The sequence below is a fragment of the Turicibacter sp. GALT-G1 genome, from assembly GCF_025594995.1.
GTDB lineage: Bacteria > Bacillota_I > Bacilli_A > MOL361 > Turicibacteraceae > Turicibacter > Turicibacter bilis.
Map to the genome: position 1 here is coordinate 89,885 of NZ_JAMQUS010000008.1, position 23,176 is coordinate 113,060.

At 35.1% G+C, this 23,176-nt stretch carries 20 protein-coding genes, 1 pseudogene and 1 riboswitch; of the genes and pseudogenes, 5 read left to right on the forward strand and 16 right to left on the reverse strand.

Translation table 11 applies throughout. The features are described 5' to 3' along the window. Positions 1 to 6: 6 nt before the first annotated feature. Positions 7 to 1,353: an efflux RND transporter periplasmic adaptor subunit gene (locus tag NEH74_RS01990; RefSeq protein WP_055304384.1), complete on the reverse strand. Its 1,347-nt coding sequence runs from the start codon at positions 1,351 to 1,353 to the stop codon at positions 7 to 9. A gap of 173 nt (positions 1,354 to 1,526) precedes the next feature. On the opposite strand from NEH74_RS01990, the gene NEH74_RS01995 reads away from it, so the two are divergent. The 3 genes from NEH74_RS01995 to NEH74_RS02005 all read left to right on the forward strand — a co-directional run bounded on the left by NEH74_RS01995 (position 1,527) and on the right by NEH74_RS02005 (position 3,845). Next, on the forward strand, positions 1,527 to 2,402 hold the full coding sequence (locus NEH74_RS01995; protein ID WP_055304386.1) for an AAA family ATPase: 876 nt from the start codon (positions 1,527 to 1,529) through the stop codon (positions 2,400 to 2,402). Between the two features lies 1 nt (position 2,403). Next, positions 2,404 to 3,117, forward strand: coding sequence for a hypothetical protein (locus NEH74_RS02000; RefSeq protein ID WP_055241541.1), 714 nt, complete (start codon positions 2,404 to 2,406; stop codon positions 3,115 to 3,117). A gap of 242 nt (positions 3,118 to 3,359) precedes the next feature. After that, positions 3,360 to 3,845, forward strand: coding sequence for a hypothetical protein (locus tag NEH74_RS02005; protein ID WP_055274909.1), 486 nt, complete (start codon positions 3,360 to 3,362; stop codon positions 3,843 to 3,845). Between the two features lie 49 nt (positions 3,846 to 3,894). On the opposite strand, the gene NEH74_RS02010 is transcribed toward NEH74_RS02005, so the two are convergent. From NEH74_RS02010 to NEH74_RS02035, 6 genes are all read right to left on the reverse strand, one after another. Continuing rightward, on the reverse strand, positions 3,895 to 5,292 hold the full coding sequence (locus NEH74_RS02010) for a cation:dicarboxylate symporter family transporter (RefSeq protein ID WP_262941021.1): 1,398 nt from the start codon (positions 5,290 to 5,292) through the stop codon (positions 3,895 to 3,897). 532 nt (positions 5,293 to 5,824) lie between these two features. Then, positions 5,825 to 6,550 carry a hypothetical protein gene (locus NEH74_RS02015; protein ID WP_262941022.1) on the reverse strand — a complete coding sequence of 242 codons (726 nt, stop codon included), beginning with the start codon at positions 6,548 to 6,550 and terminating at the stop codon, positions 5,825 to 5,827. A gap of 108 nt (positions 6,551 to 6,658) precedes the next feature. Beyond that, entirely contained in the window at positions 6,659 to 7,867 is a 1,209-nt protein-coding gene (locus NEH74_RS02020; RefSeq protein WP_262941023.1) for a dicarboxylate/amino acid:cation symporter, read from the reverse strand. Positions 7,868 to 8,062: 195 nt separating this feature from the next. Then, entirely contained in the window at positions 8,063 to 9,457 is a 1,395-nt protein-coding gene (locus NEH74_RS02025) for an alanine/glycine:cation symporter family protein (protein WP_055304392.1), read from the reverse strand. Positions 9,458 to 9,632: 175 nt separating this feature from the next. Then, a riboswitch (glycine riboswitch) is annotated at positions 9,633 to 9,723 on the reverse strand. A 164-nt stretch (positions 9,724 to 9,887) separates the two neighbouring features. Further along, entirely contained in the window at positions 9,888 to 10,214 is a 327-nt protein-coding gene (locus tag NEH74_RS02030; protein WP_262941024.1) for a LiaF transmembrane domain-containing protein, read from the reverse strand. A gap of 40 nt (positions 10,215 to 10,254) precedes the next feature. Continuing rightward, positions 10,255 to 10,797, reverse strand: coding sequence for a hypothetical protein (locus NEH74_RS02035; protein ID WP_055304394.1), 543 nt, complete (start codon positions 10,795 to 10,797; stop codon positions 10,255 to 10,257). 131 nt (positions 10,798 to 10,928) lie between these two features. On the opposite strand from NEH74_RS02035, the gene NEH74_RS02040 reads away from it, so the two are divergent. Next, positions 10,929 to 11,117, forward strand: coding sequence for a hypothetical protein (locus tag NEH74_RS02040; RefSeq protein WP_055241556.1), 189 nt, complete (start codon positions 10,929 to 10,931; stop codon positions 11,115 to 11,117). Positions 11,118 to 11,147: 30 nt separating this feature from the next. On the opposite strand, the gene NEH74_RS02045 is transcribed toward NEH74_RS02040, so the two are convergent. Together NEH74_RS02045 and NEH74_RS02050 are read right to left on the reverse strand one after the other, a co-directional pair. Next, the gene (locus NEH74_RS02045; protein WP_262941025.1) at positions 11,148 to 12,788 is read right to left on the reverse strand and encodes an SWIM zinc finger domain-containing protein; all 1,641 of its coding nucleotides are present in this window, start codon (positions 12,786 to 12,788) and stop codon (positions 11,148 to 11,150) included. A gap of 90 nt (positions 12,789 to 12,878) precedes the next feature. Continuing rightward, entirely contained in the window at positions 12,879 to 13,208 is a 330-nt protein-coding gene (locus NEH74_RS02050) for a hypothetical protein (protein ID WP_055241560.1), read from the reverse strand. A 179-nt stretch (positions 13,209 to 13,387) separates the two neighbouring features. Here NEH74_RS02050 and NEH74_RS02055 point away from each other — a divergent pair, with 179 nt between their 5' ends. Continuing rightward, on the forward strand, positions 13,388 to 14,074 hold the full coding sequence (locus tag NEH74_RS02055; RefSeq protein ID WP_055304399.1) for an MgtC/SapB family protein: 687 nt from the start codon (positions 13,388 to 13,390) through the stop codon (positions 14,072 to 14,074). Positions 14,075 to 14,128: 54 nt separating this feature from the next. On the opposite strand, the gene NEH74_RS02060 is transcribed toward NEH74_RS02055, so the two are convergent. The 7 genes and pseudogenes from NEH74_RS02060 to NEH74_RS02090 form a co-directional block, all read right to left on the reverse strand. Beyond that, positions 14,129 to 14,755, reverse strand: a complete 627-nt coding sequence (locus tag NEH74_RS02060; RefSeq protein ID WP_055304401.1) for an EcsC family protein — start codon at positions 14,753 to 14,755, stop codon at positions 14,129 to 14,131. A gap of 142 nt (positions 14,756 to 14,897) precedes the next feature. Continuing rightward, complete coding sequence (locus tag NEH74_RS02065; protein WP_055304403.1) at positions 14,898 to 15,350, reverse strand: hypothetical protein; 453 nt, start codon at positions 15,348 to 15,350, stop codon at positions 14,898 to 14,900. A 375-nt stretch (positions 15,351 to 15,725) separates the two neighbouring features. Then, positions 15,726 to 17,204: a glycoside hydrolase family 32 protein gene (locus NEH74_RS02070; RefSeq protein ID WP_055304405.1), complete on the reverse strand. Its 1,479-nt coding sequence runs from the start codon at positions 17,202 to 17,204 to the stop codon at positions 15,726 to 15,728. A 2-nt stretch (positions 17,205 to 17,206) separates the two neighbouring features. After that, entirely contained in the window at positions 17,207 to 18,640 is a 1,434-nt protein-coding gene (locus NEH74_RS02075; protein WP_055304407.1) for a PTS transporter subunit EIIC, read from the reverse strand. Between the two features lie 141 nt (positions 18,641 to 18,781). Then, on the reverse strand, positions 18,782 to 19,774 hold the full coding sequence (locus NEH74_RS02080) for a LacI family DNA-binding transcriptional regulator (RefSeq protein ID WP_055304409.1): 993 nt from the start codon (positions 19,772 to 19,774) through the stop codon (positions 18,782 to 18,784). Between the two features lie 590 nt (positions 19,775 to 20,364). After that, positions 20,365 to 21,135, reverse strand: a pseudogene (locus NEH74_RS02085) (type I restriction enzyme endonuclease domain-containing protein); the annotation flags it as partial. A 63-nt stretch (positions 21,136 to 21,198) separates the two neighbouring features. Then, entirely contained in the window at positions 21,199 to 23,145 is a 1,947-nt protein-coding gene (locus NEH74_RS02090) for a DUF2075 domain-containing protein (RefSeq protein WP_055304414.1), read from the reverse strand. Positions 23,146 to 23,176 lie beyond the last annotated feature (31 nt).

Sequence of the window (23,176 nt, forward strand, 5' to 3'; positions counted from 1 at the left end):
TCCCCCCTATTGTTTACTGGCACTTTGACTTGTCGTTGAAGACGGTGAAATGGTTGTACTCTCAGTTTCTTCTATGACCTCAGATTCAATACCTTCATCGAACTCCCCTTCAACTTCTTCATTGAATTCTTCTTTAAAATCTCCTTCAAATCCTTCTTTGAAATCTGACTCCTCCATTGATAAATATCCTCCTGATCCTAGCATTCGCTCACAAGACATTCCTTCACTTAAACGGTCATCTGGAAAAGCAATGTAATCATCTACTGTTAAACCATCTAAAATTTCATATCGCATCCATTCTTCATCTAGCTCACCCAGTGTAACTTTACGTTTTTCTAATTTATCATTTTCTGTGGCAACCCAAACATAATCTCCATCTTCTTCATGGACAAGATAATAGTCATATAACCAAACGCCTTCTTTCACCTCATCTTGTCCATTGTCTAATTCAATATAAACATGTTGTCCTAAAATTAAACCGCTCGCTGAGTCAAGCTCAATGTAAAACGGATAAGTGCTTCCACTCTCACCATTACTATCATAGTAATTATTATTGTTGTTAGACTTTGTATTTTCTAAATCGACATGCGTAATCATACCACTCCATGTTTGTGTTTCATCCACACGCGAACGAATAATAACCGGTTGCTCAGCTTGTAATTGCCAAATATTTTGCTCACTCACTTTTCCCTTAATTCGATAATCTTTCGTTGATAATAACGTAATATATGCTTCATTCTGACCATACATATCATATCCATTTTCACTAATTGATTTCACCACTCCTGAAACGGTACTTTTCACGACTGAATTTTCTAGTGAAGCTTTTAATTGCGCAACTTCAACTTCTTTACTTTTTTTATCATACTCTGCGCGTTTTAAGTCATTTTCAGTATTTAAAATCTGTGACGTATAGTCTAATTTTTGATCTTCGGGTGCTGAAGCTTTTTGTGAGTTTAATAATTTAATTTGCTCATTTAAACTTATAATAGATGCCCCCAAGCGCTCTAACTCTAATTCGGCTTGACTTAAACTTAAACTTATTTCATCTGTATCATAAGCAAAAAGTTCTGTACCTTCCTCAACTTTATCACCGATTTTCACAAACAATTCCTTGACTTGTCGCTCTTGATTACGATTAATTTCAATCGTTTCCTGTGGCTCTACTACCCCACTATATCGATTATTTAATCCAGTTCCACTCCCAAGATCTGTAATCGTTGAAACCGAATCCACATAGGCGATTAATCCATTATTAGACGGTCCACTCTTCCACATAAAAAATCCTGCAACTCCAATTACAACAACAACCAGAGTTATAAGCATGATTTTTACTTTATTTTTTTTTCCCATTCCTCGATGCCTCCTGATTTTTTTCCTTAATTATAACATACAAATTTGTAGATTTTTGTTTTTTTTGTCGTTTACCTCTTTATTAAGAAAATCTTAAGAAATACGGGCAATTCACACTTTAACTCATTTTTTCATATCTTATACTAAGTAAAAATAAAATGGGGGCGATCACTGTGCGATTGGAGTCATTGCGTGCGAGTAGTGCAACGGGACTTTGTGTTAATCTTTCATCATTTCATCCGCTCACGTTATTAGTCGGAGTCTCAGGTTCTGGAAAAAGTCAAGTTTTGACCTATATCGATAGCCTTTTTAAACTTTTAATGGGGCAATCTTCATCCGACCTTGAAGATGGAGAGTATGAATTACGCTTTGAGTTAAACCATCAACACTATCATTACTTCGTTTATATAGAAGATCATCATCCGGTTATCATTCGACTTTGGTGCAATGAAGCATTATTAGATGCTCCCTCAGATTTAATCACCCAACTTCCTTCTATTAACTTGATGAAACCTATCAATCAAATCAGACAAACGAATTCATTCACCAAACGGTTTATCCTTGCAAGTAACGAGCAAAAAGAAGAGATTCTCTCAATTTTTCAACTTATCTTTGATTCGATTGAAGATATTCAAGTCCAATGTACCCCTCAATCTGCTCTTCACCTTTTCTTCAAAGAAAAAAGTGGTGAATGGTTAAGCATCGAAACTCTATCAGATGGAATGCTTAAAACTTTTTATTATTTAACTGAAGTGATTTTAAGCGAATCTGGATCTTTACTCTTGATTGATGAATTTGAAAATGGACTCGGGTTAAACTGTATGGGACCTTTACTCGAACAAATAGTCGCACGTGAAGATCTTCAACTGATTTTAAGTAGTCATCATCCCTATATCATCAATAATATTCCGAGTGAATCATGGCAGATTATCACAAGAGAACAATCGACAATCCATGCCCAATCAGCTGAAGAATTCGGAATCGGAAAAACGAGATATGATGCCTTTTTTGAATTAATGAATCGATTAGAATTTGAGGGGGTCTTATAACATGAATCTCTACATTCTCGTTGAAGATGGAAAATCCGGCCATAAAATTATTGATCACTGGATTCCACTCTTACTTCCCTCTATCACTCGGGCACCGACGATCGATGAGATGACAGAAAATCAATATGTTATTTTTAGTGGACTGGGCTATCCGCGAATACTTGGAACCGATGCAACGTCCCCTTCAAAAAATGTCCTCGGACAAACGATTGAGACGATTAATGACACTCAAAAAATTGACTACCTCTTAATTTTCTTAGATGGTGATGAGGAGGGCACAGAAAGGCGAACCGAAATCGTCACCCAAAAAATCAAAAATTATCCGAAACCTCTAACTTGCCCATTTGTCATCTTTGTTCAAAATAAGTGTCTCGAAACCTGGTTACTTGGAAATCGTGACTTTTTCCCAGCGCAACCTAGTGAAAAGTTTTTACCATTTTTAACACATTACAACGTCTCTTCCAGTGATCCTGAATATATGGAAAATGATCTAAGTCGTCGTCTCGTATCGACCTCATCTCTTTATCACGAACGTTATTTACGATGCATGATGCAAGAAAATGGATACCGATACAGTAAGTCGCGTCCCGCTCCGATTATGTACACCGAAGCATTTATCAATGGATTAAAAGGACGAATTACAGAAACCCATCATCTTTCAAGCTTACAAAGCTTCTTTAATTTCATTGACCAATTAAAAACATCGAAATCCTAAAGTTTCGATGTTTTTAATATCATTTAATAAAATTCTAAAACACTCATAAAAGTAAATAGTTATCTACTATCACTTCTTTCCCCCTATAAAATTACTGACTTTTGAGGATACCCATCACAATTTTATGACTAAAGAGAAACTAATCACCATAATCATCATTCATAACTAACATTTCCTACTCATTTAACCAAAAATATAGTAAAATACAATCAGAAAAACTAATAGATGTAGGAGTTAAACCAATGCAAGCAGAATGGAAAATCCAATTAAATACGAAAGTATATGGTTGTTATCAACAACAATTAACAATGGATGAAGATAATCAAACACGTTTGGCAACAAAGGAAGAACAACAAACCTTTTTAAATGACTTAATGACGATTGAATTAGACGATTTAAAAGATGCCTATCTAATTGAACGCATCGATATTTTCCGTGAGCATTTAAAAGCTTTAAACTTTAATATCGAATTCTTCCACGCATGGAATGAAGTCTCAGCCAATAGCTATACGGAATACACTAAAATTGAACATCAAGAAGATAAAGAAATCATTGCCTGCTACAAAGTGATTACGACACAAGGATTATCAGATAACCATGAGATTATCGATATCGTTGGTGCTTTAGAACCTATTGAACCAACAAAGTATGAAGTCGCTAAAGATTCAAAAATTGGATCCATTAAACTTCAATTACTGGATATGGGAATCACAGAAATGAAAGCCTAAGAAACTAAAAAGACGGAACATTTCAAATGAAACGATCCGTCTTTTATTATTATTCTTCTGTCACGACTTGTTTACGTCCGTAGTAAACATCCTGATCAATTTTGTTGAATGATTTTCCAACTAAAACTGCCGTTGTTAATGTTCCATTAACATTTAACATCGTGCGTCCCATATCTAAGATTGGATCAATCGCAATAATCCCTGCAATTAATGGGAAGTATTCTCCCATTCCCATTCCTGATAAAACAACTGAAATAGCCATTGTTGCAGAACCTGGTAAACCAGCAATACCAAATGAAGCTAAGGCAATGACAATCACTAACATAACGATAAATGTCATATCAATTGGTGTTCCTGTCATATTGGCTACTGTAATGGCCACTAAAGCTGGATAAATTCCAGCACATCCGTTCATTCCGGCATTTGAACCTAAACTTCCAACAAACGTTGCTGTCCCATTATCTAGTCCCACATTATCAGTTAACTTTTCAATACTTACTGGTAATGTTCCAAGTGATGAACGTGACGTAAAAGCTAAAACTAAGGCATCTAAAACATTTTTCACATAACGGAATGGATTTAATCCACTTAAGGCAATTAAAATTAAATGTACGACAAACATTAAGGCCACACCAATATATGTAGCTAAAATAAAGTCGATAGCTTCCCCAAGAGCAGCCATTCCACGCCCTGCAATCGTATTCGCAAGTAAGGCAATAACAGCATATGGCATCCATTTAATGATTGTCATCGCAACACTTAAGATAATTTTATAAAAAGCTTCAACTAAATCAATAAATGGCTTGACAATATCGTAATATTTTTTCGTTTGACGCTTTGTAGCAAGTCCTAAGAAGGCTGCAAAGATCACAACCGCAACAACATTTCCATTTGCCATCGATGCGATTGGGTTAGATGGTAATAATCCACGTAACGTATCTACAAGTGAACTTACTTCACGAATCGTTGCCTCTCCAGCTACTAAGTGTGAATTCACACCTAATTGGAATAAGTTACCGACCACTAATCCAATCATCGCTGCAATAGCAGTCGTTCCAAGTAAAAGACCTAACGTACGAGCTGTTAATTTCCCTAAATTTTCACCTTGTTTCATGTTAATAATAACACGCATGATTGAGACGAAAATTAATGGAATAACTAACATTTTTAATAAATCCATAAATCCATTAGCAAATAGTCCATACCATTTATTAATTTCTGCAATGAATGGCACCTCAAGTGGTGCATCTGGGAATCCCCCGACTACTTGAATTAAAAGTCCTAAGACCAATCCGATTCCAGTTGCAGATAACATACGCGTTGAAAATTTAACTTTCTTTTTCTCCATTTGCTTCATTACAAAGAATAAAGCAAATAACACAACGATAAAAAGAATCGTCTTAATATCTGTTAAATATAAAAAATCTGTAAAAAATGTACTTTGCATGAGTCGCAATAACCTCCAATATATTTTATCAAATAATAATAGTTTACTCAATTTGACATCATTTTACAAGCGATTTGTTTTTATTCCTCACATGAGTATCTAAATTCATTTCTTTAATCCCTTACATTATTTCGACTTTTTTTCAACATTATATAAAAATATGGATTTGTTTTTTCAACAATAGATTTAATTACTTTCCTCATTAATGATTTACTTCTATTCAATTTGATAATTAGTTTTTATAACCTAATACTTTCATAAATTAATTCGACTCCTCAAAAAAGTATTCTAATATAGCAAATACTAAACATGAATCGCTCAAAAATAACCTCTTAAACAAAAACTAATGATCAAAAAAGTCTCTGATTAGATTGCCTATATACAAACAGAAATGTTTTCTACGTTTAATACAGCAACCGAAATATGGGATGATCATGCCGTTCAAGGCAGACTATAGTCCAGCTAAAAGTTTTTACGATGTAAAAAACTTATCTGGACTTATATATCAACGTAGCTTAAGTTCTTAGATAATCTAATCTTGCCAACTCATACTAGACAGCTCATCCGAATGCATTCGTTCGAAATATTGACCAATAATAAACTCATCTTGAATGCGTCTATTAGCCATCACATAATGCTCATAGATTGATTTTAGCTGTTGTTGCTCAGCTTCAGATTCAACAGAATAAAACTCCATACTACATGGACGTTTTAACAAATTAGCTCCAATGTACATCTGTTGATCAATAATATAAACGGTTGGTAAAAATCCAAGGAAGCTATCCGCCATCACCTTAAAATTCGTTCGTCGTTTAATGTCTGAGACAAATAACTTCGTTTTATGTTTAAGTAACTCATATAAACACACACAAAGTGCTATGACGATGATAAACATTAAAACTTTGAGTTCCTGGTTTTGACTAAAACTAATGAATAAAATGGAAACACACACAATCGCTAACAGGCACCAACCTTTTAAGTATTTAATTCGTTTCTCTTCTTTCAAATCGATTTCAACCTGTAAAGATTCATAAAAAACACGATGAAATAACGCTAAAAACTCATCATCTGAAACGGTTAAGACTTCTTTAGACATGATGACATCTGCTTTTGGAAATGTTGGTAATTGTAAATTGACAAAAAGTTCAGGATTAATCTCCGCAGCATAAATTTCTAACTTTTGATTTGCTTGCCTTAATTGATGAAGCACCTCATCGGCTGAGCATGCACGTAAAGACTCATAATTCGATAAGTCCATACCCTACCACCCTTTCCTATTGATTCCATCGTAGTATGGTCGAAAAAGAAGGAAAATATATCTATTAAACATAAAAAAACCAGTTACTTTCCGTAACTGGTTTAATCACTAATCGTGAATAACTGGTTCAACGCCAACTGCTTGAGTTGACTTTTCTTTTGAGCGTTTCATCAATTTCTCAACAAAAATGGCCATAGCTCCATCTCCTGTGACATTTGTCGCTGTTCCGAAACTATCTTGTGCCGCATGTAAGGCAATCATTAATGGGGTTTCAAGTGCTCCAAATCCAAGCATTGACTCTAATAAACCTAAAGCAGCCATGACACCTCCACCTGGTACTCCTGGGGCAGCAATCATAATCACACCAATCATGAAAATAAACGGGATATATTGTGCTAACGTTGGCACTTGACCATTCATAAAGAAGATCGCCATAGATGTGAGCACAAGTGTCATCGTATCACCTGCAATATGAATCGTAGCTGATAATGGAATGACAAACTCACAAATTTCCTCATCTACTTCATTTGATTTTGTACATTCAAGTGTTACAGGAATCGTTGCAGCCGAAGATTGTGTTCCAATAGCGGTCAAATAAGCAGGTAACATTTTCTTTAATAAAGCAAATGGATTTTTACGTTTAATCCCTCCAGCCACACTATATAAAATTAGTAAATAACCAACTTGTAATAAGAATAAAACAACATAAACCATTAAGAATGATTTGATGGTTACAAAAATTTCTCCACTATAACTTAATTCTGAAAAAACGGAACCGATATAAAGTGGTACGATAGGAACAATCACCTTACCGATCACCCCCATCATAATATCACTGAAATCTTGACAAACTTTTAATAACACACTATCTTTGTTAGCACCTAATCCAATCCCTAAAATAAAAGCGAGAACTAAAGCACTCATGACACTCATCAGTACTGGAATATCAATGGTAAAGATAGGTGACACCGAAGAACCCTCACTGGGTAATAAGCCTAGACCACTTGTAAACATGGGTAAAAAAACCTTCCCAATCACAAAAGCAGTTAATCCTGCACAAATCGTTGACACATAGGCTAACCCAGTTGTTAATAATAACCCTTTACCTGACTGACGTCCAAGGGAAGCAATTCCAGGAATAATCAGTCCAAGAATAATTAACGGTATAACAAAAGATAAGAAGGCTCCAAACAAAGTACGAAAGGTTGCCGTCATAGCAATCGGTAGTTCAAACGCCGTGGTGCGACAGATCACCCCCAGACCAATCCCGATTAAAAGCCATATCACAATGCGTGCAATTAACGGTAACTTTTTCATATTTTCATCCTCCTTTTTCTCTTTTGAATATTGATATTATTATCGCAAATAAATTTGAAAATTCAAGTTTTTTTTTACAAACATAAAAATTTTATAGTCATTTTGTCTTATTTTATAAGGCCTTTCTCAACATTTAATAAATGTGATCCGGTTCTTTTCACTCCTACACCTGATTTTATTTATTAAATGATAAAATTAATCCTCCATCGCTTGGATAGATTCCACTGATTGTTGCTTGCGTTCTTGAAGATGTTCAAAGTAAGCTTTTGTCTCGGCAACAACGACTCCACTTAAAGCGACAATCGCAATTAAATTTGGGAGTGCCATTAATCCATTAACGATATCAGCAATTAACCACACAGCCTCCAGTTGTAGAAAAGCTCCAAGTCCTACCATTAAAACAAAAATCAAACGATACGGTATAATACTTTTCACGCCGAATAAGAACTCACAACAACGCTCTCCATAATAGTTCCAACCTAAAATTGTGGTAAAAGCAAATAATGATAAACAAACCATTAATAATACGGATCCTAATGGAAGTCCTCCAATCGTTGGTAAAACTGTATTGAACGCGGTTTCTGTTAACGCTCCTGTGGCAACATCAGACATTTGCCAAACGCCTGTGACCATGAGTGTTAATCCAGTTAACGTACAAATAATTAAACTATCAATAAATGTTCCTGTCATGGAAATTAATCCTTGCTCAGCTGCCCACTCTGTTTTCGCTGCCGCCGCTGCAATCGGTGCACTTCCAAGTCCGGACTCATTTGAGAAGACCCCGCGCGCAACTCCATTTCGAATGGCCATCGCTACCGTTGCTCCCGTAAATCCACCAACCGCTGCTGTTGGGGTCAATGCACTTTTAAAAATCAGTTCAAAAGCTGGGAGAAGTGAAGCGTGATTGATCACTAAAATGGTGACACAGATGATAAGATAACAGGCTGCCATAACAGGTACCACTTTTTCTGCCACCTTTGAAATCGAGTTAATGCCTCTAAAAGTGATAATCCCCACTAATAGTGCTAACACGAGACCAACTCCCTCAGCTGGAAGATGTAACGTATTTTCAATACTACTCGTAATGGCATTCACTTGCGTGAATGTCCCCATTCCAAATAACGCGACTAAGCCCCCACTAAACGCAAAGAAAATCGCTAACGGTTTGAATTTTTCACCCATTCCGTTTGTAATATAATACATTGGGCCACCCGCTACCTGACCATTCTCATCAAGCTGACGATATTTAATCGCTAAAACACCTTCAGCATACTTCGTTGCCATTCCAAAGAAAGCCGCGAACCACATCCAAAATAATGCACCTGGTCCTCCTGCTGCTAAAGCTGTGGCCACACCAATAATATTTCCAGTTCCAACCGTTGCCGCTAAAGCGGTACACAACGCACCAAATGAAGAAATATCACCTTCACCCGAATCATCAGATTTAAAAATCAGCTTTAACGCTTGAGGAAGTTTAGTCACCTGAATCAATCCTAAACGAATGGTTAACATGATTCCTGTTCCGACTAATAACACAAGTAGAGGGGGTCCCCAAATAAAACTATCTAACTGGTCTAAAAATTGAATCATACAATCGTCTCCTTTTTTCCACACCCGACGGGTTGCCTAAAAAAGAAGGGATGTTTCTTTTTCAAGAGCACTTTTATTCACCTAACTAACAAAAAAGAGCCATCCTAAAAAGATGACTCTGGAGTTAGCATTAACGAAAAATTGAGGCAGCTAAAAAAAGCGTCTCAAAAAAGTCGATAATATCCCTGTCCTTTTGCCTGAGAGATTGAGCATCACTGCCTTGCCCCTTCGGCGCCTAATCAATAGGTCTCTCCAGAGTTCCGTCCACTTTACAGTCCTCACTTGCTAACAAGTACCTGATAGTATGACTCCTTCGGTGTTCCCATAGGGAAACTCTTCTATAAAGTTTCAACCGGTGTCTATTTTTAATTAATATATGTTTATCTTACTCCCCTTGTCCCTAAAAAGCAACTAAAAAAGACAGAAATGATTAATCATTTCTGTCAGACCAGGGACGGATAAAAATTAAAACACCCCCAATGACAACTAATAAAAGAGGAACAACTAACTCCTCTGGTACCACATTCCAACTCGATAATAACAACAAACTACCGATCGTCAAACCAATGGTATTTGATCGCTTAATTCCTGATTCAAACATATTGGTTAGACAAGGCACAATAATAAATAACGTCCACCAGCCATTAAAAAACACTTCAAAATTCCATAATCCTAACGCTTCTCCACCAAACCCAATTCCTATCACTATAAGTGCAATTCCCCAAAATAAATCGGTGCGACTTAATTTCATGCGCATCACGCTCCTCTAAAAAAAGCATATGCGACACATCCGCTCCCTATTCGTGCGTTAAATAATCGTGTACGATGGCTTCGATCCATTCTTTCGTCATCACAGGTTTCCACCATAGATATTCTCGAACAAAGGGAACCTCAATCGTGACAGTTGTCATCGGCTTCTCACTTGTCTGCTCTAAAACAAGTGCTAACTGTCGAATGACAACCCCTTCTATTCGCTGATTAAATAAATCATTCAGTGTTTGTTTCCAATCCGATAACGTATTTTTAAAAATCGCTTCTTTTTCATCCACAATAAGCTGCATTAAATCAACAAGCGTCACCTCAACAGTCACAAACGCTTCATCCCCTAAAAGACGGGTTCCTTTCACATCATAGGTCATTGTTTGCAACACGTCTTTGGCCACAGCCTTTTGGTCTGCATTCAGCGAAACCTTATCTGACTCTAAGATTAACGCATAATCCGTTTGCTGTACATACGCGAGTCCACCTTTAATCATCCATTCGGGAAGATGACGATTGACATAAACACCCCCGATGATCAATAGCACTAAACTACTCAATATCCAAATCCACTTCTTCATACTAACGCCTCATTTCTAACTAATTATTCTATTATAATCCTAAATCCATCAATTTCATACAAAAGATGAAGCATTTTTTGGACTTTTGACACATATAATGTATTATCTCATTTGTTAAAGGAGGAGTCTCTATGATTAAAATCTTTTCAAGCACAGCAGGGGAAGAGATTTTGGTGAAGACCGTCAACAACTGGCTGAAAGATAACCCGAATGTTTACATTCAATCCTTTAACTATCATACTTACTATAAAACCTCATTTGCCAGTGAAGACGAGCTAGTTCATAGTTTTGTGATTAACTATATGACCATGAATAACTAAAAGAAGATGACCTTTTCAGGTCATCTTTTTTTAAGCGATATCTATTGATAGTTGCTCGACATGCTGATTTGAGCTTTCTTCCTCTAATTCGTGAAGTAAACACTGTAATTCCTCAATCAAGGCTCGTCGTCGGGGGTACATCGCGATTAATTGATGAATAAGTGTCTCATACGCCTCATCGGTTGTAAAGGGACGGTATCGTCTGAAAATGGCACAGATTCGACGATAACCACTTCGATGACTAACCTTCATGAGTTCCTGTTTAATATACTGCTCATATAAATGGTGCACCTCTGTTTCAAATGTGTCCCAAAGTAAACTTGCAAACCTTTCAATGTAACGTAAGTCCTCTTTCACATAAGCCAGCAGTGCCTCTTGATCTTTTTCTGTTTCAATCATTTTCAAATAAAGCTCCTGCTTATCTAATCGTCGCATCTCTAATTTTAGGGATTCATAAATGAAAGGAAACGCCTCCCCATAAAGTTTTTTTAATTTCGCATAGTAATCAAAATTCCCTCCAACAAAGAGCTCATACGCCAGTTTTTTCATCCCCTCTATATCTTTCATTTTTTCATAAATCGTATAGCGATACAGTTTCCATGTCGCATCAAAACGATTTTCTTCAAACGCTTCAAGCTCTAAAATCAACGGAATAGCCTCCTCATACCTTGCTTGCGAAACGAATTGCTCCACTCGAAATTCGGTTAAGACCGGCACATCCGCATGACATTCGAGGAACGCATCTAAACTTTCTTCCTGATACTTCGCCAGTAATTCATACCACACTTTATACAAAGACCCTTTCACCTTATCTTCAACCACTTCAACCATCGTTTCAATATACTCAATCATCTGTTGTAAGTATTGTGGGTCTCGCCCATACTCCGACAATAAATCAAGGAGTTCAAAATCAACCCATGTAGCATTTTTTTGTAATCGACTCATCAATAATGAATAAACCTCATCAATGTCTTGATGATAATCGATGGTCGCAAAAATAAGGCTTTGCAACTGAGCATGTAACTCCCCTAAAAACTCAGAAAAAATGGCATCTGAATCATCAATTTGATTATCGACTCCCTCACATTCCTCTCGACATAAAAGCATCATTTCGACCTTTAATTGAACAGACGCTTGCTCTTTTATCTGCCCTAGCAACTCATATAAATCATCAACGAAGTGCTGCACCGCTTTTCCTGAAATCTCATGACCGAACTGAATATGTTTAGCCACCATTTCCTCTAACTGTCTTTCAAACGTTGCTAATTGATCCTGTGGTTGCTGATAGGCCATCAACCGTTCATAAATCATTGGATTTTCATCTGCCACTTTTAAAAGCTCTGCCACCAATGTTTCGATCGATAAACTTTTTAAAAGACTGGCTAAAGGACTTTCTTTTGGAGTAAAGGAATGAGAGAGGGAATAAAAAGCAGCTACTTCATGCTTACAAATCGGACCTCCTCGGTACGGACATGCACAATTTGCCTTTAAGATGGTACCGTCGTCTGCTAGTTGAACGCTGACCGTATAGTCATCATGCCCTACCACCAACACTTCCACCCATCCATTTGATAACACTTTTGTTCCTAGCACATGACCATCTTTAAAATAAAGAAGCCCTCGATTTAAAATGGTTTCATCAATCTCATTCATAAAATTATATAAATTCATGATCCCACCTCGCCATAGCTTAGATACACTTATTATGTGGTATTTTGTCGGATCTTCATACATAAAAAAAGAAGTGAGAGTTCTCACTTCTTAACTTAGACGTTCTGAAATCGTCACTAAAACTTGTGATGGTGCTTTTGCCACTAAGTCATGAACAACACGCGCATCAAACGATAACATCATATTCTCGCTTAATTCAAAAACATTTTCATCTGCCAGTGGAACATTCTCTGTCTCAAAGGTCATCTTCACGGCACCTTTTAACACGAGCACTGTCGCATATCCGTCATGATGATGTTTGGCTAATCCATCTCCAACTTCAAAATTAAAATAGACGCATTTATACTTTTCATTAGAAGTCACGATTTCTTTACGATCATTTAAAAAATTTAAATTCACCACTTGGGTTTGATTTTGCATAACAACACTCCTTTCAAAAGTAGTGTGGAGCAGAATCAAGAAACTATACTTGATTTCATCAAGCAAAAAAACTTCTGAGAGATGATCTAAATCATCACTTCAAACAATTGCACGTTCTATTTGACTTTTATTTTTCATATCGTAAAACATAAACCGTTTTAAATGTGGGGGAAACACTAATGAACTATCAACTTTTAATCAATATTACTTTTCGCACTTTACTAGCCATGTTTATTGGTGGTCTCATCGGATGGGAACGAGAAAGTACGCATCGTCCCGCCGGATTACGAACTCATATGCTTGTTGCGGTGGGTTCCTGTGCCATCATGCAACTTGGAGCATTTAATGCTACTCATATTGGAGCCGAATTTAACGTTGATCCCTCTCGTTTAGGTGCTCAAGTCATTTCTGGTATCGGTTTTTTAGGAGCGGGAACGATTATAAAAGAAGGAACCACCATTAAAGGATTAACAACAGCCGCTAGTCTTTGGGTCGTAGCTTGTTTAGGACTTGCCGTTGGATCAGGAGCCTACGCCATCTCCATTATTGGATTTGTAGCGGTTATCTTAACGCTCACTGTTTTCGAACATGCTTCCACGTTCATTCCCTTCGGAAAATATCGCCGCTTTTCGATTAATCTTCAATGTCATCAATTAAATGAAACCTTACAGCATTTAAATGCTACGGCAAAAAAGTATCATGCGCATATTCTTGATTTAGAACTTCTTGGTTTACATGACGATATCACTGAAATATCCTTCAATTTCTCAACCAAAAAACTTCGTAAAACACTGGATGCTACAACACTATTTAATGATATTAATGAAAATGAACAGATTGTATCCGTTAAAATGACCGAATATTAAACAAAAAAAATGACGCAAGGCGTCATTTTTTTACATATTACGGGGGCTGAATAGTTAAATAAAGAGTTTTTTAGCTGTTTTTCCGACAGTTAAGGTTCCAACGGTGTCAACCGTTCCACCGATAACACCACCAACAATAGGGACTAATTTTCCTAAATTAATGATCCCTTTTTGGCCAAATTTGGTTACTAAGCGAAATCCTACTTTTTTATTAATCTGGTAAATGACTTTCATTGGCATTTTTTTAATTAAATTTATCCCAACTTTTGAGCCAATCGTAATCCCAGCTTGTTTTAAAATATCTGTCGCCGCTTGACCCGTTAAAGCGACAAAAACTAATGTTTTAACCTGATCATCTTTGAGGTTATATCCTCTCATTTTTGCAATAGTTGCAATCATTCGAATTTGAACAAAAATAACGGAACTAATGTTAGCTGGAATGGCAACTGGTAATGTTAATAGTCCCCCTAATCCAGTGATAAATCCACTGGTTGCACATTTTGCACACTGCCAATTGATGAAGGTATCAATGGATTCATCAACGGTGTCATACTTTTCAAGATAACGTTTAGCTAACTCTTCTGCCGACTCCATACCAGGAAGTCCTTGAATTGCTTTTTCATACCCCCACTCTAAGACTTGCATCATTTTAGACTCAGTTAATTGACTACTGCTTTCCATACTGCTTCACCTCGAGAATTTTTTACTATTAGTGTCTTTGAGTGATATTATCTTATGACAAGTCAAGTAACCTCGCGTGTGTGATGACATAAAATTGGAAATTTAAACGTCGAAAAAGCGTTAGACCTACGATCTAACGCCTTTAAAATTCTGCATCAATAATTCGTCTTAAATCTTCAGAGAAGGTTAGCTCACGCTTATAATTTCCTTTCACACTTGTTTCATCTAACCTTAAACCCGTTCTTAGACGAACAGAATCATAAAATAAACTTAAATTATAAATTTCTTTGACTAGTCCTTTTGATGGACAATACTCATGATTGATAAAGTTTTCAAGCTCCTCTACATATTTATATGGAAGATGTTCGATCGTTTCAACTTTAAATCGATCTAGTATTTGATAACGCATGTCTTCTTTAATTCGTTCTTTTAAACGCGTCTTTAACGTCTGATATGGCGCAAACTGAACAGCCTCTTTTGGATACTTACAACTCAGCTCAAAAAGCTGACAATACTCATTTTTCTTAAACGCTTCCCTAATTCTATCCTCCACAAAACTTCCACTCAAAAATTTACAATCCTCTACCTTTTTCATCGTTTCACCCCACCAATCAGCATCTACTTTAAAATACGTCAGGAAACGGCAAACGTGCATGGTTTAATTAAAAAGTTTTTAAATTTCTAATCTCTTAAAAATACAATAAATAAAAGAAGTCCATTATTTATTATCAGTACGGCTATTTATTATTACCTTATACTAATTATTTTCACTAATATGCTTTTAGCCTGATTAGCGTATTCCTCTGTTTAGTTTTTAGAATCCTCTAACAGAATTATTTATTTCTTATCAATAAAGTCTTGCAAATTTGAATGTTTATATAAGTTCCGATTAGTTTAATACATTCGGACTTATATAGTAAAAAGGACTGTCAGAATTTTGACAGTCCTTTTCTTTTTAAAAATAAATATCTTAGATACCACGTTTTAAAAGATATTTTTCATAGTTATACATCATTGATCCATCGCTAAAAATTTCAATATTTGTCGATGTTTTTAATGGGAATAGTCTAGTTGTAAAAGCTACTTCCCCATTATTGATAAAAATTTCAGCAATGCTATTATCCATTAAAACTTTAATTTCAAGCACTTCACCAATATTTAAATCTGCTTGACGATACGTCCCGAACTCCTCAACAAATTGGTGCTTCAACTCGCTTCGATCAAGAGTCACAGTTTGTTCTTTTTGATTAAACTCGAGTATTAAACGCTCCTCTTCTGAAACGGCTAAATTCAATCCAAACGTATTCGCGTCATTTGGTTTAAGTGTCACATTTAACTCATACGTATTCGTTTCATTTGGTAATAAAGCAAATCCTTGGCATTCTCCTGATTCACTCATTCCGTCTAGACGTAATAGCTCTAGTTCTTTGGCTGGAAATTGAATGACTTTATTATCTTTAATAGTGATCTCTCTTGGGAAGGTTAAACAATGTGCCCATCCGAATTCATCTGTTGGATACTCGAACTCCCCTAAACCAGCCCATGCTAACAATAATGTTTGCTCTTCTTTTCCTTTGAACATTTGAGTCGCATAAAAATCAAATCCTCGTTCAAACTCATCAAATGATTCGACTTCAAACGTTAAATTTTCTATATCTAATTTTCCAATAACATACGTCACATTGAATAAATTTTTATATTTCTCTCCTTGTGGCTCAATTCCTTGTGGTGAAAAGACTAACAAGTCTTTTCCATCAATCTGAGCATAATCTGGGCATTCCCACATATAACCAAACTCTTGATTAAAGTTCTTTAAGATTAATTCTCCAAGTAACTTCCACTCTATCCCATTTGGAGATTGATACACAATGAACGTTCCTGTTTCATCTAATCGCTGAGCCCCTAAAATCATATAGTATTGATCATTCTTTTTAAATACTTTTGGATCACGAACATGTCCCGTATATCCTTGTGGAACCCCTTCAATTAATGCATTCGATGGATGTTTTTGAATATTACCATCACCATCCATAATTGCCAAACATTGGTTGGAACTTCGATTCATTTTATCTAATTTAATATTGCCTGTGTAATATAAGTATAACTTATTATCTATTTCAATAGATGTCCCTGAATAAGCTCCATGAGCTTCATAGTCTTCAGTCGGTATTAAAGCGACTTCTTCACGTGTCCATTCAACTAAGTTTTTAGATTTTAAATGAGCCCAATGCTTCATTCCATGTGTTGTTCCATAAGGATACCATTGATGAAAAAGATGATAATATCCATTAAAATAAGCTAATCCATTCGGGTCATTTAATAGTCCGAATTCTGGATGAATATGATAAATCGGTTTCCAATTGTCATTTTTTGACTTTTCTAGAAGTTGAGCTAATTCTTCTTTTGTCGTTTCTAGGATGGTACGATGTTTAGGCTCTTTATATCTCATGATTAAGCTACCTCTCTTTTACCTTTTACTTTTCCGTAGGCATATGTGAAAATAAATCCTGCCACTAAGGCAATTAAATGAGCAATAATATAGTTTAAATGTCCATTTCCTTCAGCTGCAACGATTGCAATTCCAGGAATAGCCGTTGCTCCAAATCCAATAGCTGTGACATGTGCCAAATAAACATATGCTCCACCTAGTGTCGCTCCAAGGCATCCTGCAATTAATGGGAATTTATTTTTTAATGTCACTCCAAAAATAGCAGGTTCCGAAATTCCAAATAAAATTGATCCAAATGAAGAAATACAGATTTGTTTTGTTTTATCATCTTTCCAATTTAAAAGTAAGAATCCTAAAACTGCCCCACCTTGTGCAATTAATGCAACTGACATTAATGGCATAATAAAGTTACGTCCTGTATCAGCAATTAATTGTGCTTCAACTGCTCCAATCACGTGATGGATCCCAGTAATAACAATAATTTGTTGAATTCCAGCAAATAACATGTAACCAAATACGCCTAAACTTGTTGTTGCCCATAATAATGAATAAGTGATGATATCTGCTAAACTACGTCCTAGTGGACCTATGATTGTAAATAATAATAACGCAGCCACAACTACTGTTAATAACGGAGCAAAGAATAGTTTAACCATATCAGGAATTTTTTTATTAAAGAAAATATCTAATTTAGCTGTAATGAATCCCATCATTAAAGCGATGATAATTCCACCTTGAAAGGCAACTAATTCAACATTTAATCCAAAAATATTAATAACCTCTGGTTCAACTGTTCCATTTCCAACTGAGTAAGCATTGGCTAAATCCGGATGTAACATAATAGCTCCAATGACTAACCCAAGAACGGGTGTTCCTCCGTAACGTCTTGTTGCTGAATAAACAACTAACATTGGTAAGATAGTAAAGATCCCTGTTGAACAAATGGATAAGAAGCGATTAATACCAGATAAAGATGGGAACATTTCTACAACAGATTGAGAACCAAAAATTCCTTGTTGCTCAAGTAAACCTGTTAATCCCATTAATAAAGCAGCTGCTAATAACCCTGGAATAATATCGACGAAAACATCAGACAATGATTTAATCGCCTTTTGGAAAGCATTTTGTTTTTGTGCTGATTGAGCCTTCACATCACCTAAAGACATTTTTTCCGTTCCACTAACTTCTGTAAAGACATCATAAACATTATTAACTATTCCTGCACCAAAAATGATTTGTAACTGATCCCCCGCTACAAACACTCCTTTAACTAAATCTAATTCCCCGATTTGATCTAAATCTGCTAATGAATTATCCACTAATACAATTCTTAATCGTGTCGCACAGTGGGCAACTCCTTGTATGTTTTCTTTTCCACCAAGCAACACTAATAATTTTTCTGAAATTTTTTGATAAGTTTCTCTTTTATTAGACATATCTCATTTCTCCTCTCATTAATAGGAACCGGTTCCACACGTTACAGGGATAATATAGCATACTATTTTATCTATTACAACCCCTTTCAGCAAGCATTTACAAAAAAGACAATCAATTTTCAAACTGATTGTCTTCTACTTCTATTTTCTTTTAACACTTTCCGATTTGATGAGTTGATATCCAATAATCTGTAAATCCGGAACTTTCTTTTCAGCCATTAAGTCAATGATTGTTTCAGCTGCCAATTGACCAGTTTTTTCATTTTCAAATTTAATCGTGGTCAGAGGAGGGGTTACTAAGGTTGCCAAATCATAGCCACCAAAACCAGTCAATGAAATATCTTCAGGCACACTTAGGTTATGACGTAAAATAGCCCTTCTAGCTCCTAATGCGATACGATCAGTCGCACAAATAATGACACTTGGCTGATTTTCCATTAAAGCCTCATCGATAACTCTCTCCGCTAGTTCACTCGTAAAGTCAGATTCTAATACACGGATATGAATCGAATCATTGTTGTTACGTAAGCCGTCTATAACACCATTACGACGATTGATTCCAACGGCAATATCATCTTCTGGCACTCCTAAATAAATGACATTCTCATGTCCCATTTCTTGAACATAACTTCCAATCTCAAATCCAGCTTGGTAATCATCGTTAATAATAGAAATAATTCCATCACTTCCTTGTCCAATCATTACAAATGGGACATTTAATTGATGAATGACTTCCTGATGAATCTCTTTAATCTCTGTAGCCACTAAAATAATTCCATCAACTTTTAATCGAGCTAAATTTTCTATACTTTCAATTTCTAAATCTTTTCTTAAACTTGTATTGATGATTAATGGATTATACCCATTTTCTCGTAACGTCATATCTATTGCCATAATGACCTTTGAGGTAACAATCGAGTCTAACCCAGGTGCTATAATCCCTACAAATTTAGTCTTTTTTGCTTTAAGACTTTGTGCAAAGGCATTAGGTTCATAATTATATTCTTCAATCACTTGTCTTATTTTTTCTTTTGTTTCTTCACTTACTTTTCCATTATTTAAGTATCGAGATACCGTACTTTTCGCTACTCCAGCAATTTCTGCTATATCTTTAATTGTTAAGGCTTTATTCATCCTTATCCTCCTACTAACTCTCACTAAAATTAAAACAATTTTATCTCTTTTATTATAGATTAAATTTTATTACTTTAACAAGGTAATGATATAGAAGACCAAAAAAGTTCGTAAAAATACGATTGAGACGACAAATACAAATAAACTTATATTAGTGAATTTAGCTCCTTAATATCACGAAAAATTTCACGAAAATTATTTGACGTAGTTATCTTTCCATTATTTATTTTCTTTACAAATATTATTGATGCTATCGATAGAAGTATTAATTTCTAAATGAATACCTCAATACTCCTATTAAATGCAATGATTACTACCTATCAAAATTATATGATTTATTAAAAAAACAACCAAGCATCTTATCAGGTTTATCCGTTAAAACTATCGGGGAAAAAACAGTAATAAAATGAATTTAGGCTCTTTTATAAATAAGTATTGATTATTAAAACGATTAATAATCAAATCCTTGATTAAGACAGTAACCATTTAATTATGATTAATCATCAGAATTTCAACTCAAAATCACCATTCTTTTAAAACACATCCTAAATTTAAAAGAGTTAAGTGCATATTACACTTAACTCTTTTGTCTATCTCATACTCATACACTGTAATTCAGCTTGTTCGAGGACGTGGTTGATGGCTTGTTCACTTTTGTTTGGTGGGTAATCATATTTTCTTAGGAGGCGTTTGATTTTGGTACGCATTTTGGCTTGCGCACGTTCACTTTTGTACCATTCATCTCCTGTTTCTTTGATGGTATCATTAATGACTTTAGCTAAGTCTTTAGCAATCATTAATAGTACCTCACGATCCATTGTTTCTAAAATTTCTAAATCTTCTGTTAAGACATCAAAGAAGGCCTTTTCTTCATAAGTTAAATCGAGTTGAGTTCCTTCTTCAATGGAAATTAAAATGGCATCTTTTAATTTAATTAATTCTTCTAATACGAGATACACATCTTCTTCATCATGACGATTATTGTATTGTTCTAAGATGCGTTGTAGCTTTTCTGAGAATTCTTTACTTTTGACTAAGTTAACTTTCTTTAAGCTATCGACCTTTTCTTTCATAACACGCATCAAGATATTAGTGGCAATATTTTTTTGTGGCATCGCTTGAAGTTTTTGAAGGTTTTCTTCTGTTAATAAGTCAAAATTATCTGAGCTTCCCGCTTCAGAAAGAACTAAGACTTCATCACCTAAGATCGCTTCTTCTAGCATTTTTGAAATACGATGATTCACTTCTTTTAAATCCGGTGTTCCTGTTTTATTTGTTTTCATGATAAACGAGCGCACCGCAATAAAGTATGAAATTTCTTGTTTCATTTCTTTTTCTAGAAAACTTATACAAATTTTAAATACGTCTTTTAATAATTCGTAACATTAATAATTTATGCTAATATCTTCTTTAAAAACTTCATCTTATTCTTTTTCGTCTTCTGCAGCCATTGACCAACCATAGTCATCTCCAACTGGAATATAACGAATAACTTTATCAAATTGCCCCAGACGCTTTTTGAGATAATCACTCAGATTTTTATCAGTGCAATAGATGTAGCAACCTTTTTGACCACGTGTCATTAAAGTACGATAGGTATTTTTAATAATATCATCGGCTAAAGCTAGAGCTTGTGTTGGATTCTTTTTATACATGCCTTTTAAACCTTTAATCGATTGGTCTGTAGTTGCACGTTGGAAAAAATCTGTTACAATTTTACCATTTTCATATCGCATATCATTTCCAATAATAACTCCTACATAATCAAACTCTAACCCCTGGCATGTATGGATACAGCCTGCTTCATTCACTGACTCAGAATCAATTGCCCAAGTTGAAGAATTCCCAAGATTCCAACTTATTGAAAAATCATGCTCTTTAATTTGAATATCTTTAAAGTTTGAATTATTGCGTCCATCTTTTTTCCATTCCCAACAGTATCCGGCTACAATACGAGCTTTATTATTAATTTTATTTTTCTCTTCAATTAATTGCTGCATTTGTTGAGGCGTCTCTACAACTTTAATATCATATTCAAACTCAAATCCATCAAAGTTAGCCGTCTCTTTAATTTCTAAAACATCATCAAGCCATGCTAAATAACCATCTGATCCATTACATCTAAATTGAGAATCTAGCTTCATTTCATAAACATCCGCATTTAATTCTTTAGCAAAATGATGTATCACATCTTTATTTCCGGCATCAGCTACTGTTACTCGTTGATTTTCATCAATAAAGAAAATCGAAAATTTAGAAGCATTAATAATTTCTTTTGTTTGATTTTCCCCTTTATTTTTAAACATTCCTGATTTTTCGTTTAAACGATGCGCTTCGTCTACAATAAGAACATCAAATTCATTTTGATCAGATTCATAATAACAACCTGAACCTTTAAATAAATTATTAATATACGATTTTTTATAATTGCCTTGTAACTTTTCGCAATAAATCGCACGTGGTGCACTGTTTTTCGTCACATATTGGCAAACCATATCTTCAGACGTTAATTTAACTAATAAATTAATCGCTAAAACAGATTTTCCTGTTCCAGGCCCTCCTTCAACAATCAAAACATTTTTCTGATTTGTTCGATAAGATTGACGTGCTAATTCAATTGCTTCTTCATATACAACCTTTTGAGTGTCAATCATGACAAATTCTTCATTTCCTTTTAACATTGAATTTAAAGAATCCTGTAATGACTTTGAGGGACGAATTTTCCCGTTTTCAATTTTATATAAGATACGTTTCTGATCAGGTAATTTAATATATTTCTTAATAAATTCACGTAACTTTAAGACATCACCTTTTGCATAAACAGGTGCTTTCTCTAAGTAACTTTGATAGTGTTCATTAATTAAATCGTCTTGCTCATCTAAGACATAATTATGTAAATACGCACACGGATAAAGATTCACTTCTCCACTTTGAACCGACTCATTATAATTTTCAATTAAGCTAGCATATGACCAAGCCTGATAAGATGGGTGAGCTGTTTCATGAACTCCATGCGCAAACCTTGTTTTAATAATTCCATCTTTATAATCAACAAGCTCCGCTTTCTCCCACTGCTTTAATTCAACAATGATTACAGAATCTTTCTCTGACTCATCCATCCCTGTTAAAATAAAATCAATACGTTTAGAAGTCGTTGGCACTTTATACTCAATGGCAACACCAGCCTCTTCTGGAATTTCATTCGTTTGTAACACCTTATACATATATTGCATCGAATTATCCCAAGAGCGAATCTCATTTTGTGATGTTCTCCCAATCTTTTTCTTATAATTCTCATAAATTTTCATCGTTAACTGATCATTTAAAATATGCTCTAAAAATTCTCCCTTTGTCGCTTCATAAACAATCATTCCTATCACACCTTTATCTTTAGTTAACCTA

Coding starts and splice junctions, on each gene's coding strand:
- NEH74_RS01990 (WP_055304384.1), bottom strand. CDS start 1,353: ATGGGAAAAAAAAATAAAGTAAAAATCATGCTTATAACTCTGGTTGTT.
- NEH74_RS02000 (WP_055241541.1), top strand. CDS start 2,404: ATGAATCTCTACATTCTCGTTGAAGATGGAAAATCCGGCCATAAAATT.
- NEH74_RS02005 (WP_055274909.1), top strand. CDS start 3,360: ATGCAAGCAGAATGGAAAATCCAATTAAATACGAAAGTATATGGTTGT.
- NEH74_RS02010 (WP_262941021.1), bottom strand. CDS start 5,292: ATGCAAAGTACATTTTTTACAGATTTTTTATATTTAACAGATATTAAG.
- NEH74_RS02015 (WP_262941022.1), bottom strand. CDS start 6,550: ATGGACTTATCGAATTATGAGTCTTTACGTGCATGCTCAGCCGATGAG.
- NEH74_RS02020 (WP_262941023.1), bottom strand. CDS start 7,867: ATGAAAAAGTTACCGTTAATTGCACGCATTGTGATATGGCTTTTAATC.
- NEH74_RS02025 (WP_055304392.1), bottom strand. CDS start 9,457: ATGATTCAATTTTTAGACCAGTTAGATAGTTTTATTTGGGGACCCCCT.
- NEH74_RS02030 (WP_262941024.1), bottom strand. CDS start 10,214: ATGCGCATGAAATTAAGTCGCACCGATTTATTTTGGGGAATTGCACTT.
- NEH74_RS02035 (WP_055304394.1), bottom strand. CDS start 10,797: ATGAAGAAGTGGATTTGGATATTGAGTAGTTTAGTGCTATTGATCATC.
- NEH74_RS02040 (WP_055241556.1), top strand. CDS start 10,929: ATGATTAAAATCTTTTCAAGCACAGCAGGGGAAGAGATTTTGGTGAAG.
- NEH74_RS02045 (WP_262941025.1), bottom strand. CDS start 12,788: ATGAATTTATATAATTTTATGAATGAGATTGATGAAACCATTTTAAAT.
- NEH74_RS02050 (WP_055241560.1), bottom strand. CDS start 13,208: ATGCAAAATCAAACCCAAGTGGTGAATTTAAATTTTTTAAATGATCGT.
- NEH74_RS02055 (WP_055304399.1), top strand. CDS start 13,388: ATGAACTATCAACTTTTAATCAATATTACTTTTCGCACTTTACTAGCC.
- NEH74_RS02060 (WP_055304401.1), bottom strand. CDS start 14,755: ATGGAAAGCAGTAGTCAATTAACTGAGTCTAAAATGATGCAAGTCTTA.
- NEH74_RS02065 (WP_055304403.1), bottom strand. CDS start 15,350: ATGAAAAAGGTAGAGGATTGTAAATTTTTGAGTGGAAGTTTTGTGGAG.
- NEH74_RS02070 (WP_055304405.1), bottom strand. CDS start 17,204: ATGAGATATAAAGAGCCTAAACATCGTACCATCCTAGAAACGACAAAA.
- NEH74_RS02075 (WP_055304407.1), bottom strand. CDS start 18,640: ATGTCTAATAAAAGAGAAACTTATCAAAAAATTTCAGAAAAATTATTA.
- NEH74_RS02080 (WP_055304409.1), bottom strand. CDS start 19,774: ATGAATAAAGCCTTAACAATTAAAGATATAGCAGAAATTGCTGGAGTA.
- NEH74_RS02090 (WP_055304414.1), bottom strand. CDS start 23,145: ATGATTGTTTATGAAGCGACAAAGGGAGAATTTTTAGAGCATATTTTA.